This is a genomic window from Lentzea sp. NPDC037011, from assembly GCF_055607425.1.
Genome location: NZ_JBVJRT010000002.1, coordinates 670,841 through 683,123 on the forward strand (window position 1 = coordinate 670,841; position 12,283 = coordinate 683,123).

The 12,283-nt window shown below is 72.5% G+C and carries 12 protein-coding genes; 6 read left to right on the forward strand and 6 right to left on the reverse strand.

Annotated features, from left to right (window positions below):
• Positions 1-82 precede the first annotated feature (82 nt).
• Both ACZ7CH_RS07980 and ACZ7CH_RS07985 read left to right on the forward strand, forming a co-directional pair.
• Positions 83-1,780, forward strand: a complete 1,698-nt coding sequence (locus ACZ7CH_RS07980; RefSeq protein ID WP_470373409.1) for a glycosyl hydrolase family 8 — start codon at positions 83-85, stop codon at positions 1,778-1,780.
• A 19-nt stretch (positions 1,781-1,799) separates the two neighbouring features.
• A complete protein-coding gene (locus ACZ7CH_RS07985; protein WP_470368495.1) occupies positions 1,800-2,126 on the forward strand; it encodes a hypothetical protein in 327 nt (108 codons plus the stop codon).
• A gap of 31 nt (positions 2,127-2,157) precedes the next feature.
• On the opposite strand, the gene ACZ7CH_RS07990 is transcribed toward ACZ7CH_RS07985, so the two are convergent.
• Positions 2,158-3,225, reverse strand: a complete 1,068-nt coding sequence (locus ACZ7CH_RS07990; protein ID WP_458433189.1) for a methyltransferase domain-containing protein — start codon at positions 3,223-3,225, stop codon at positions 2,158-2,160.
• A 58-nt stretch (positions 3,226-3,283) separates the two neighbouring features.
• Between ACZ7CH_RS07990 and ACZ7CH_RS07995 the strand changes: the two genes are divergently transcribed.
• The 3 genes from ACZ7CH_RS07995 (at position 3,284) to ACZ7CH_RS08005 (ending at position 5,170) form a co-directional block, all read left to right on the forward strand.
• Positions 3,284-4,168: a DUF5829 family protein gene (locus ACZ7CH_RS07995; protein WP_470373410.1), complete on the forward strand. Its 885-nt coding sequence runs from the start codon at positions 3,284-3,286 to the stop codon at positions 4,166-4,168.
• A gap of 110 nt (positions 4,169-4,278) precedes the next feature.
• The gene (locus ACZ7CH_RS08000) at positions 4,279-4,914 is read left to right on the forward strand and encodes a TVP38/TMEM64 family protein (RefSeq protein WP_470373411.1); all 636 of its coding nucleotides are present in this window, start codon (positions 4,279-4,281) and stop codon (positions 4,912-4,914) included.
• 76 nt (positions 4,915-4,990) lie between these two features.
• A complete protein-coding gene (locus ACZ7CH_RS08005; protein WP_360387671.1) occupies positions 4,991-5,170 on the forward strand; it encodes a hypothetical protein in 180 nt (59 codons plus the stop codon).
• On the opposite strand, the gene ACZ7CH_RS08010 is transcribed toward ACZ7CH_RS08005, so the two are convergent.
• Genes ACZ7CH_RS08010 through ACZ7CH_RS08020 form a run of 3 tightly spaced genes read right to left on the reverse strand, consistent with a single transcriptional unit; the run spans position 5,171 to position 9,560 of the window.
• The gene (locus ACZ7CH_RS08010; RefSeq protein ID WP_470373412.1) at positions 5,171-6,349 is read right to left on the reverse strand and encodes a cytochrome P450; all 1,179 of its coding nucleotides are present in this window, start codon (positions 6,347-6,349) and stop codon (positions 5,171-5,173) included.
• The gene (locus tag ACZ7CH_RS08015; protein WP_470373413.1) at positions 6,346-8,067 is read right to left on the reverse strand and encodes an FAD-dependent monooxygenase; all 1,722 of its coding nucleotides are present in this window, start codon (positions 8,065-8,067) and stop codon (positions 6,346-6,348) included. The genes ACZ7CH_RS08010 and ACZ7CH_RS08015 overlap by 4 nt, the downstream gene beginning before the upstream one ends.
• Positions 8,064-9,560, reverse strand: a complete 1,497-nt coding sequence (locus tag ACZ7CH_RS08020; RefSeq protein WP_360387679.1) for a flavin monoamine oxidase family protein — start codon at positions 9,558-9,560, stop codon at positions 8,064-8,066. Before ACZ7CH_RS08020 ends, ACZ7CH_RS08015 begins: the two co-directional genes overlap by 4 nt.
• A 166-nt stretch (positions 9,561-9,726) precedes the next feature.
• On the opposite strand from ACZ7CH_RS08020, the gene ACZ7CH_RS08025 reads away from it, so the two are divergent.
• Complete coding sequence (locus ACZ7CH_RS08025; protein WP_470373414.1) at positions 9,727-10,521, forward strand: alpha/beta hydrolase; 795 nt, start codon at positions 9,727-9,729, stop codon at positions 10,519-10,521.
• A gap of 42 nt (positions 10,522-10,563) precedes the next feature.
• On the opposite strand, the gene ACZ7CH_RS08030 is transcribed toward ACZ7CH_RS08025, so the two are convergent.
• Entirely contained in the window at positions 10,564-11,046 is a 483-nt protein-coding gene (locus tag ACZ7CH_RS08030; protein ID WP_360387684.1) for a flavin reductase family protein, read from the reverse strand.
• Positions 11,043-12,278 carry a cation:proton antiporter gene (locus ACZ7CH_RS08035; protein ID WP_458433183.1) on the reverse strand — a complete coding sequence of 412 codons (1,236 nt, stop codon included), beginning with the start codon at positions 12,276-12,278 and terminating at the stop codon, positions 11,043-11,045. Before ACZ7CH_RS08035 ends, ACZ7CH_RS08030 begins: the two co-directional genes overlap by 4 nt.
• Between the last annotated feature and the right edge of the window lie 5 nt (positions 12,279-12,283).

A 12,283-nucleotide genomic window follows, 5' to 3' on the forward strand; every position in this document is an offset into this window, starting at 1 on the left:
CCCTTGTCCGAGGCCGCTGACCTGCCTAGCGTCGCCAACCACTCGCATTGTCAGCTTTGTTAACCATTTGCTGGAGGCGGTCGTGGGCGGCAGGACGACGACGGCAGTCGGGGCGGTCGGGCTCGTGCTCGGTCTCCTCATCGCGGGGGTGACCAGTGCGTCGGCGGCGGACCCGCTGGTCTCCCGCGGCAAGGCGGTGCTGGCCTCCTCGACCGAGGGGACCGGGTTCGAGGCGGCGAAGGCGGTCGACGGCAGCACGTCGACCCGCTGGGCGTCGGTGGAGGGGCACGACCCGGAGTGGTTGCGGGTCGACCTCGGCTCCACCCACGCCATCAGCCGGGTCAGGCTGAGCTGGGAGGCCGCGTACGCCAGGGCGTACCGCGTGCAGACCTCACCGGACGGCTCGGCGTGGAGCGACGTCTACTCGACGAGCTCCGGTGACGGCGGCACCGACGACCTGACCGTGTCCGGCTCCGGCCGGTACGTGCGGGTCTACGGCACGGCCCGCGGCACGGCGTACGGCTACTCGTTGTGGGAGCTGGAGGTCTACGGCAGCGCGGACGGCACCACCCCGCCGACGACACCGCCGACCACCACCACCACCACGTCACCGCCGTCGTCCGGGCTCGGCTACCCGTTCGGCAGCAGGCAGACCCCGTACGCGGCCGGGGTGCTGCGGCCCTCCGGCAGCACGTCGGCGCTGGACGCGAAGATCGTCGACTACTACCAGCGCTGGAAGTCGGCGTTCGTGAAGCAGAACTGCGGCAACGGCTGGTACCAGGTCATCTCGCCGGACGCGGCGTTCCCGTACGTGGCCGAGGCCCAGGGCTACGGCATGGTCATCACCGCGACCATGGCCGGCGCCGACCCGGACGCGAAGAAGATCTTCGACGGCCTGCTGAAGTACAAGCTCGCGCACCCGTCGGCGAACAACCCCGACCTGCTCGCGTCCGAACAGGACACCGCCTGCCGCAGCGTCAACGGCAGCGACAGCGCGACCGACGGCGACATGGACACCGCCTACGGCCTGCTGCTCGCCGATCGGCAGTGGGGCAGCGCGGGCACCTACAACTACCGGCAGATCGCGCTGAAGAACATCGGCGCCATCAAGAAGAGCCTGGTCAACCCGAACACGAACCTGCTGCTCATGGGCGACTGGTCCACCTCGGGCAACAGCAGGCAGTACTACGGCTCCCGGTCGTCGGACTGGATGAGTGACCACTTCCGGGCGTTCCGCAAAGCGACCGGTGACGCGGCGTGGGACACGATCCGCGCGAAGCACCAGGACCTGATCGCGAACCTGCAGGCCAACTACGCGGCGGGCACCGGTCTGCTGCCGGACTTCGTGCAGGACACGAACTCCACGGCCAAGCCCGCCGTCGGCGAGATGCTGGAGGAGGCGGCGACCGACGGCAAGTACTGGTACAACGCGTGCCGCGACCCGTGGCGCATCGGCGCGGACGCGGCGCTGACCGGTGACGCGAAGTCGCTGGCAGCGGCCCGCAAGCTCAACTCGTGGATCAAGAGCAAGACCGGTGGCGACCCCGGCAGGATCGCGATCGGCTACCAGCTCAACGGCACGCAGATCAACAGCGGCAGCGACGCGGCGTTCGTGGCGCCGTTCGCGGTCGCGGCCACCACGGACCCCGGCAGCCAGGCGTGGCTGGACGCGCTGTGGGCCAAGATGCTCGCCACGCCGATCAACACCGACACCTACTTCGGCGCGAGCATCCAGCTGCAGGTGATGATCACGGTGAGCGGCAACCACTGGATCCCGTGATCCGGGGTTCACTGTCCCGGTGGGGATCGCGAAGGCGCGCCGGATCGCGCTGAGGGCACATCGGGGACAGCTGACGGACGGCGGCGGGCTGTTCGTCGACCGGCTGGAGCGGCTCGCCAGGACCGTCGCCGAACGCGGCGGCGGAGGAGTGGCCCGGCAGGCGGTGTGGCTGCACGCCGTACCCGGCACCGGGGTGGACCTCACCCGCCAGGACCTGTCCTGGCGGGTGCTCCGGGTGGTGGAGGCGCTGCAACCGGAGCACCGGTGGGCCGCACCCGTGCCCGCCCGGACGTGGTGCTGGTGCACCAGGTGCTGCGGGCCGACCGGCGCTGGCACCCGCCGGTGAGCACGCCGAAGCGCGTGGCACCCGCCGTCGGTCAGCAGAGCGTCCGCAGGAACTCCGGACCGCCCTCTTCCGCGTTGAGTCCTTTCTCGACGAACGCGATGTTGTGGTGGAACGAGATCCCGCTGATGTTGCGCTGCACGTACCCGCCGTTCACCCGCGGGTCGGCCACCTCGGCCAGGTTCAGGCCGTCCACGAAGGACTTCAGCATCCCGATCGACGTGCCGGCGCCGCCGTCGGGAGCGCCGCCCCAGCTCGGCCAGTACGCGGTCTGCAGGTCCTCGACCACGTACAGCCCGCCGGCGCGCACGTGCGGGAACAGGGCGTGGAACGACGTCCGCACGTGGTCGTTGAGGTGGCTGCCGTCGTCGATCACCACGTCGAACGGGCCGAGCCGCGTGCCCAGCGCGTCGAGGAACGCCGCGTCGGACTGGTCGCCCTGCACGGTCGTGATCCGCGGGCCGGTCACACCGGGTTTCGCCGTGATGTCGAGGCCGTGGACCAGGCCGCGCCGGAAGTAGCGCTGCCACATCCGCAGCGAGGCACCGCCGCTGTCCGGGTCGTCGTAGCCGCCGATGCCGATCTCCAGCACCCGCACCGGTTCGGTGCGCAGGCGGGCGAAGTGGCGTTCGTAGTGCTGGGTGTACCAGTGCAGGTCGCCCCACTTGTCCGAGCCGAACCGCACGGCCAGCGCGCCGAGGTCCTCCTGCGGCGGGCGCAGCGCTGTGAGCACCGCCTCGACGGCCGCCGGGTAGTCGCGGCGGCCGCGGAACCACGCGCCCACGCCGCCCTCGTCGAGCCCGGCGGAGGGGGTGCTGACCGCGAGGCTCGGCCACCGCCGCTCGGTGCCGTAGAGGGTGCGGACGGCGTCGGCGAGGTCCAGGGAGACGACGAGGTCGGCGCCGGTGCGCAGGTGGCTCGTCGTGACGCCGTCGAAGTGCAGGTCCAGGCGGACGTCGTGCTCCACCTCGCCGATCTCGGCCAGCAGCGCCGCGGTGACCGCGTCCGGCCCGAGGCGGCGGAGGGTGTCGTCGAGCAGGTCACGTCCCGCGGTCGCGGCCTGGAGCAGCGGAGCGAGGACCGGCCAGCTGGCGTCCGGCAACTGTTCCCCCTTGGTTTGACTTGAGTCCGGGTCGAGCGGGTCTTCCTACGATCCCACCATGGGGATTCGGCGCACGGTATCCATGATCTTGGCCGCACTGCTCGCGGTGGTGTCCGGCGGGACCGCACAGGCGGGGGAGCGGCAGCTGCTCTTCTACAACCACGCGTGGGGCACCTACGACCGCGTCACGGCCGACGCGGTCGAGCACTCCGCCTACCTGAGGGCGTTCGCCGACTTCGAGGTCCGCACCACGACCGGCGCGGGCGGTGAGGTGTGGACCGGCCGCTACCTGCGCGGCCGCGAGACCTACCTGGAGATCTTCGGCGTCGGCGACGTCCCCGGCCAGGACGGCCTGCTCGGCTCGGCGGGCCTGGGCCTGTCGACCGAGCACGACGGCGACATCACGGCCGTGCGCTCCCGCCTGGCCGCCTCCGGTGTGCCGCCGTTCGAGTTCGTGCAGACCCGCGACTTCGGCGACCACGTGCCGGTGCCGTGGTTCGACGCGGTGCTCGGCTTCGAGCAGTACGACCGCTTCGGTGCGTGGGCGATGGAGTACCGCGACGAGTACTTCGCCGACCCGCGCGGCCAGACCCAGCCCGCCCGCTACCCCGGTGACGTCGGCCGCGAGCGCTACCTGCCGGACAACTACCGCGACCGCCTGATGCGCGACATCACGTTCGTCCGGCTCGCCGTCACCGAACGGGACTTCGCGAGCACCGTGCCGCTGCTGCGGGCAGGCGGGTTCAAGCTCAAGGCCGACGCCGGTGGCGTCACGGCGTCGCGCGGCGGCACCACCATGCGGTTCGACAAGGTGCGGATGGGCCAGACCGGGCTCAAGCGGATCGAGTTCGCGCTGAACCGCGGCGTCGCGCGGCACGAGGAGCGCATCGGCAACTCCACGCTGGTCGTGGGCCCGGGCAGGCACGCGGTCTGGACGTTCTGACACAGTTGGGCCATGTCGCCGGTCGGGCAGGAGCAGCTGGTCGCGCCGGCCGAGGCCGTGGTGGCCGGGCTGACCGACGAGGAGATCGGCACCGGGTGAGAAGAGCCTCCATGCGTGACGTGCGTGCCCTGGTGCTGGCGGTCCTGGTCGTCGCCCTCGTCGTCACCGCCGCGCTGACCGACCTGCCCGACGTGGCCGAGCTGCGCACGTCGATGCGGGCGCTGGGCCCGTGGGCACCGCTCGCGTTCCTGGCGTTCGGAGCACTCGGCACGCCGCTGTTCTTCCCCAAACCCGTCCTGGCCACGGTGTCCGGGCTGCTGTTCGGGGTCGTCACCGGTGCGGCGCTGGCGGTCGTCGCGTTCACCGCGGGTGCCCTGATCTCCTTCTGGGCCGGTCGCCTGCTGGGACGCGAGGCGGTGGCGCGCAGGCTGGGCAGCGGGCGGTTGCGGGTGCTGGACGAGGTGTTCGCCACGAACGGGCTCGCGGCCACGGTCGTGCTGCGGCTGCTGCCCGTCGTGCCGTTCGCCGCGTCGAACTACGGCGCCGGCGTCACGGCGGTGCGGCCGGTGTCGTTCGGGCTGGGCACCGCGATCGGGCTGGTGCCCACGACGCTGGTGGCCGCGTTCCTCGGTGACGCCGTGCTCGACCTCGGCTCACCGCGGTCGGTCGCTGCCGGGGCGGCCTGGCTGGTGCTGGCGGCGGCCGGGGTGGTGTGGGGGCGCAGGTTGCTCCGGCAGCCGGGGTGAGGTGGAGCCTGCTCCACCCCGAACCCGGCAGCTGGCGGGATCCTCGCGGAACCCCCTGGTCACTAGCGTTTCCGGCATGACGAACACCCGAACGAACAACAGCGCGACCCGTGCCCTGCTCTGGACCGCACTCGTCTTCTTCCTGATCGGCAACGTGGGCTCGCAGGTCCTCGGCCTCGGCATCGCCGTCACCATCGCCTTCGGCGTGCTGACCCTGCTGGCCGGCGCCGCCCTGGTCGCCGGCCGCAGGAGGTGATCAGCCGCGCCGCGTCACGACCACGCGGTGCGGGCCGTGGAACACGATGTCGTGTGGGAACTCCACCTCGCCCGTGCTGAAGCCGCCCAGCGCGGGCAGGAGCAGGCCGAGGCCGATCTCCAGCTCGGCGCGGGCGAGGGTGGCGCCGAGGCAGTAGTGGATGCCGAGGCCGAAGCCGGTGTTGCGGCCGCCGGGGCGGTCGAACAGCAGCGAGTCGGGTGCGGTGAACCGTGCGGGGTCGCGGTTGGCCGCACCGAGCACCACCATCACCTTGGCGCCGGCGGGGATGGGGTAGCCCGCGACGACGGCGTCCTCGTGGGCCCAGCGGCCGACCGCCTGCACGGGCGGGTCGAACCGGACCAGCTCCTCGACGGCCGCCGGGGTCACGCCGCGGCGCAGCTCGGCCAGCGCGGCCGGGCGGGCGGCCAGTGCCAGCACGGACTTGGCCAGGACGTTGGTCGTCGTCTCGTGCCCGGCGGTCATCAGGTGCACGCAGGTGCCGACGATCTCGTCCGACGACAGCGGTTCGCCGCGCGTCTGGGCCGACACCATCAACGACACCAGGTCGTCGCCGGGGTCGGACCGGCGTTTCTCCACCTGTGTCAGGAAGTAGTCGCGCAGCTCCTGGGCGGCGCGGTCGGCGACGGCGTGCGCGTCCGGGTTGGCCGCCGCGCGGACGCTGCTGGCCTGCTGGAGGTCGACGGCCATCGCGCGCAGCCACCCCCAGTCCGCGCGCGGTACGCCGAGCAGCTCGGAGATCACCAGGATCGGCAGCGGGGCTGCGAACCGCTCCACCAGGTCGAACGTCATCGGCAGGCCGGCCAGGAGCTCTTCGGCGATGGCGGCGATCCGCGGCCGGAGGTTCGTGACGACCGAGGGCGAGAACTCCTTGGTCAGCACCGACCTCAGCTCGGTGTGCCGCGGCGGGTCGAGGAACACCAGCCAGTTCTCGACCATCGTGCGCAACGCCGACGACCGCGTCACCGGACTGCCACCGCCCGAGGGGGACCGGCGGCCGAACGCGGAGGAGGTCAGCACCTGCACGGCGGCGTCGTGGCCGAACACGTAGCAGGTGCCGTCCGCGAAGTGCACGGGTCCGGCGGCCAGGTACCGCGCGAACACCGGGAACGGGTCGCGCAGGTCGGCGTCCGACCAGTCCCGCAACGAGAACGGCTTCACCGCGCACCTCCGCGCACGACGTCCGCCACGGAACCGGCGTCCGCGGGCAGCTCGGTGCCGCGCCACGCCACGTGCCCGTCCGGCCGCACCAGGACGAACGGCCGCTCGTAGGCCTGCGCGATCTCCGGCTGGTCCAGCCGCACCGCGCTGAACGGGATTCCGCGCGACTCGAACGCCGCCGTGAACTCGCCGAGCCGGTCGGAGTCTGCGAAGTGCACGAGCACGAACCCGTCCCCGAACAGGTCCAATGTGGACATCGACTCCTTCACCCACGCGTGCGGTGCGCGGGAACCCGGCCGGGTGTTGGGCCTGCGGTCCTCGACGTTCTCGGCCGTGGGGTCGTCGATCACGAGCGGTGACCCGGCGTAGGTGAAGCCGAGGTGGATCTCCGGCGCGTCGAACTCGCGGGCCACGCCGCCGCGCTGAAGGCCCTCGCTGATCTTCGCCCGCATCGCCGCGCCCTGCGGGGTGTCGTCGTTCAGGAAGGGCGGGACCTCGCGCCGCATCGCCCGTTCCAGGTTGCGGTTGGCCTCCTCCAGTCCCTCGAACGCCACGGGCTGACGTTCCAGCGCGTAGCTGTCGAGCAGACCCGGTCCGGCCCAGCCGCGCAGTTCCGCTGCGAGCTTCCAGCCGAGGTCGGCGGCACCGCAGATGCCGGTGTTCATGCCGAAACCGCCCGACGGCGACAGCGTGTGCGCCGAGTCGCCGACGAGGAAGACGCGCCCGGAGCGGAAGTTCTCCGCCACCCGGTGCACGAGGTGCCATTCGTTGTCGGACAACACCTCCACCGGCGTGTCGAACGCGATCGCCGTGCGCACCAGCGTCTCGGCGTCCTGCGTCGACTCCGGCGACCCCTGCAGGCCGACGGTCAGCCGGTACAGCCCGCGCCCGTCCAGCGCGCGGACCGGGAACCGCAGCGCCGAGGAGATCATCAGGTAGTAGAAGTTCGCGACCGCGGACCCCAGCCGCTCACGCAGTTCCGGCGCCTGGAACAGGATGTTGCGGAACACGAGCGTGTCGTGCACCGGCGGGGCGGCGATCCCGAGCTGCTTGCGGATCGGCGAGCTCGCGCCGTCGCACGCGATCAGGTACCGCGACCGCACCGAGGTGCCGTCGCTCAGCACCGCGAGCACACCGGCCGGGTCCTGGGTGAACGACTCCAGCCGCGTGCTCATCCGCACCGGTCCGTCCGGGTGCACGCCGACCGCCTTGCGCAGCAACGGACCGAGCCAGTGCTGCGGGCAGATCGCGTCCGGTTCCGGGGTGTGCCGGAAGTCGGGGCGGGTGCCCATCGTGTGGCGGTCCAGCCGGAACAGCTCGTGGCCGCCGATGCGGGTGGTCCACACGCAGTCCAGCGGGTGGTCCTCCGGCCAGCCCGAGTGGCGGATGTCGTCGGCGATGCCCCAGCGGCGGAAGAACTCCATGGACCGCGGCCCGATGCTGGAGACCTTGGGGTGGCTGACACTGCCGTCACCGGCCTCCACGAGGACGAAGTCCACGCCGCGGGACCGCAGCTCCAGCGCGGTGGCCATGCCGGTCGGACCGCCGCCGACGATGACGACCTCGGTGTCGAGCACGGTGTTCTCCTCGATGTTCGTGCTGTGGCTCATGCCGTGGTGCGCGCCGCGGTTCGTGCCGTCGTTCATGCCGCGGCTCACGCCGTGGTCCGTTCCGTCGTTCATGCCGCGGTTCGCGTCGTGGCTCGTGCCGTCGTTCATGCCGCACCACCGCGCATGCGGCGGTAGCCGGACGCCGCCAGCGGGCGTTCGAGCGGGGTGGCCGCGTGGATCTCCTGCGCCGCGGCCAGACCGGACTCGATCGCGCCCTCGATCCAGGCCGGGTAGGTGGAGCAGTGCTCACCGGCGAAGAACAGCGTGCCCTGCGGTGCGGCCGCCAGCGCCCGTTCCTCCTCGGAGGTCGCGACGTCCTTGCTCCAGCGCACCGACGCGGCGCCCATGCTGGAGAAGTCCTCGCCCCACGCCTGGGTCACCACGTCGAGCACCATCCCCGGCGCCTTGAGCTCGGGGTGGATGCGGCTCAGCTCGTCCAGCACCACGCGTTCGCGTTGCTGTGCGGGCAGTTGCCCCAGCGCGTCCGCGTCAGGGCCGATGGTGTAGCTGGCGAGCAGGGCCGCGCCGAGCCGCGGGTCGCTCTCGACCGGCGGGTAGTAGGTCTGGCGGACCAGGCCGCCGGTGAACGAGCCGCCGCCGCTGATGCCGTCGCTCTCCCAGAACGGTTCCCGGCAGTGCACGGCGACCTTGGTGGCCGGCCAGTACTGCATGTCGTGCACGGTCGCGAGCTTGTCGTCGTCGAGCCCGCTCAGCCGCATCCGCCGCACCACCGAGAACGGCACGGTGCACAGCACGTAGTCGCACTGGCTCGCGACGACGTCGAGGCCGCGCCGGGTCTCCACGACCACGCCGTCCGGGCGCACGTGCAGGCCGACCACCTCGCGGCCGCGGTGCACCGGGCCGCGCAGGCGTTCGGCCAGCCGCACGGGGATCTGGTCCATGCCGCCCTCCAGCCGGAACAGCGCGGAGGACGTCTCGACGGTGATGTCGTCGAAGAAGTGCGCGAGCCGGCTGCGCGCGGCGAACTTCGGGTTGCCCGCGAAGAACCGGTTGACGTCGACCCGCTCCACCCCGCCGGTGCTCGCGAGGAACGGCCGCACGTCGATGCCGTCGAGCAGGTCCAGCAGCTCGAGGTTCAGGTCGCTGTGCACGGTGGTGCGGAACGCGCCGGGCGCGACGGCGTTGACGCTGGCGGTCAGCCAGGCCGCCGCGAGCACGGACTCCTCCCGGTACTCGCCGGGCGGCAGGCCCTCGCGGAACTCCTCGACCAGCACCTTCGTGGCCTCGCGCACCCGGAAGTGCCCGGAGCGGGTCTCCAGGTAGCTGGCGTCGTCGGAGAACAGCGTGCGGAACTGCCGCACCCGGTCGCTCAACCCGAGCAGGTCGATCCACTGCATGGTCCGGTGGTGCGAGGCGGGGATGCGCATGGCACCCAGCTCGGCGAGCGGGCCCCTGCCGACGAAACCGTGCGTGCGCACCCGGCCGCCGACCGCGAGCCGTGCCTCCAGGACCTGGACGCTGTGGCCCAGCCGCTCCAGCTCGTGCGCCGCGACCAGGCCGGCGACCCCCGCGCCGAGCACGGTGACGCGCTTGGGCCGCTGCTGCCAGTGGGGTACGCCCGACAGTACGTTCGTGTGCACCGGACTCATGGCTGAATCGTCGCGCTCCCGCGGACGGCCCCACATCCCCCAGCGCACCCCGGCCTCACCCGTTCATACCGCACGACACAACGGTTTCCGCGGTCACGGGCGCGCGGTGCTCCGTCCACCGCCGACACTGGGGCAAACTCTCGTGAGGAGGCCTGGCATGCCAGTGCGCACCGCTGATCTCGACCAGCGCACGACCACTGTGCGCGGACACGACGGCCTGCGGTTGGCCGCGACCACCGTCCTGCCCGCCGGAGAGCTGCGGTGCACGGCCCTGCTGCTGCACGGCGAGGGCTCCGACCGCGACCAGGGCGGGTTCTACCTGCGGCTCGCCACCGAACTGGCCCAGCTCGGCGTCGCCACCCTGCGCGTCGACCTGCCCGGCCACGGCGCCAGCGAGGGCACCCAGCAGGAGCTCAGCCTGTCCGGTCTGCTCAACGTCATCAGCGCCGCGCTGGCACACCTGCGCGACCACGTGGGTGCGGGTCCGGCCGCGCTCGTCGCGACCGGTCTGACCGGCGGTGTCGCCGCCGGGTACGCCGCACGGCGCGGTGACGAGGTCGCGAAGGTCGTGCTGTACAACCCGCTCATCGACTACCAGGAGCACTTCGCCGACGCCCACCCCGCGTGGTCGCGCGGTTTCCTGGGCGAGGAGGCGGCACGCGCGCTGCTCGCCGACGGGCACCTGCGGGTCTCCGACACGTTCGTCGTCGGCAGGGCGATGCTGAACGAGGTCTTCTGGTTGCAGCCGCGCGGCGTGCTGCCGGTGGTCACCGCCCCGACCCTCGTCGTGCACGGCACCGGCCCGACCGCGGTGCCGGTGTCCTCGTCGCGCACCGCGGTGGAGGCGCTCACCTGCCCGAGCCGGCTGGTCGAGATCAGCCCGCCGGTCGACGCGCACTGGCAGGCCCCGGCGATCCGGGTGACCGCGGAGTGGCTGCTCGGCTCGTACTGACGCACGACGAGGAAGGGCCCCTGCCGCGGCAGGGGCCCTTCCTCACGCCATCTGCGGCCAGGAGGCGTACTGCCGCAGGCCGTAGAGCAGCGGCTGCGCGGCCGACCGGTGCACGACCCGCGCCACCCTGCCGAACACCACCACGTGCGTGCCGGTGCGGTGCATGTGGTCGACCTCGCAGTCCGCCGCGGCGTGCGCGTCGTCGACCAGGTGCGGCCCGCCGACGGACTCCGGGCGTTCCCAGGAGATCCGCTCGAACCGCGACGGGTCGCCCGACGAGAACAGCTCCGCAGCCGGCCTGGCACCGTCGTGCAGCAGGTTCACGCTGAAGGAACCGTTGTGCACCAACGCGTCCAGCGTCGGGCTGAGGTACCGCAGACACACCAGCAACGTCGGCGGGTCCAGCGACACGCTCGACAACGACGACACCGTCATGCCCCACGGCGTGCCGTCCCGGTCGAAGGCGGTCACCACCGCGACACCGGTCGGGAACGCCGCCATCAGCGAGCGGAACTGGGTGCTCACAACGGGACCTCCTCTCGGGCCGCGCCGACCCGCCGGGTGACGAGGTCGAGCAGCGGGCCGGTGAGCGCGGTGGTCACCAGCGCCATCACCAGCAGGGCGACGAACAGGCCGGGCGTGAGCAGGCCGGCGGTGAAACCGACCTGCAGCACCACGATCTCGGTCAGCCCGCGGGTGTTCACCAGCACGCCCACCCGCAGAGCGGTGACCCGGTCCTCGCCGCCCCAGCGCGCACCGGCGTACCCGCCGCCGACCTTGCCCGCGACGCCGAGCACGACCGCCAGCACCACGCCGACCCACGGGAACGCGGAGACCCCGCTGGTGGACAGCGTCGCGCCGGCCACCACGAAGAACACCGGCACGAACGCCCGGCCCACGCCGCTGACCAGCGTGACGACCCGCGACCACGCCTCGGTCCCCGGCACCGTGAGACCGACGAGGAACGCGCCGAAGATGGCCGTGAGACCGAGCGAGTGCACCGCCGTTCCCGCACCGAGCGCCACGACGGCGAGGACGAGCGCGGTCGTGCGCGGCCGTGCGGCGGCGAACGCCTCGGCCGGTGCCGAGCCGAGCGCCCGGTGCCCGGCCCACGCGACGAGCCCGCCGGCGGCGATGGTCGCGAACGCGAGCCACACGCCGCCGAGACCACCGGCGGCGAGCCCGAGCGCGACGGTCAGCAGCAACCACGCCGGCGTGTCGATCAGCACCGACGCCATCATCGACAGCGCCGAGGCACGCCCCAGGTCCGAGCGCTCCTCCAGGATGCGCGCCAGCACCGGCACCGCGGTCACGGACATGGCGACCGCGAGCATGATCACCAGCGCGGTGGCCGGTGCGGTGCCGCGCACGTCCGCTGGTGCCAGCCAGACCGCCCAGGCGGCGAAGACGAGACCGGTCAGCAGCGGCACCGCGAACGCACCGAGGCTGATCCGGCCCAGCGCCCGGCCGCGCCACCCGCCCGCACCCCGGTCGAGGTGGTGCACGACGCCGACGAGGAACAGCACCAGCCCCGCCTCACCGACCTGCTTCAGCGGACCGGTGACGGCCGCGGGCAGCACGGCGGTGAACACGCCCCTGCCGAACGCGGCCAGCAGCACCGGTCCGAGCAGGATGCTCAGCGCGATCTCCCCGACCACGGTGGGCATCCGCAGCAGCCGCGCGAGGCGTCGGCCCAGCCACGCGACCGCGAACACCGCGGCCAGCAGCACGAGCAGGTGGATCCCGTTCTGCACCACCGCCG

Coding starts and splice junctions, on each gene's coding strand:
- ACZ7CH_RS07995 (WP_470373410.1), top strand. CDS start 3,284: ATGGGGATTCGGCGCACGGTATCCATGATCTTGGCCGCACTGCTCGCG.
- ACZ7CH_RS08000 (WP_470373411.1), top strand. CDS start 4,279: ATGCGTGACGTGCGTGCCCTGGTGCTGGCGGTCCTGGTCGTCGCCCTC.
- ACZ7CH_RS08005 (WP_360387671.1), top strand. CDS start 4,991: ATGACGAACACCCGAACGAACAACAGCGCGACCCGTGCCCTGCTCTGG.
- ACZ7CH_RS08015 (WP_470373413.1), bottom strand. CDS start 8,067: ATGAACGACGGCACGAGCCACGACGCGAACCGCGGCATGAACGACGGA.
- ACZ7CH_RS08025 (WP_470373414.1), top strand. CDS start 9,727: ATGCCAGTGCGCACCGCTGATCTCGACCAGCGCACGACCACTGTGCGC.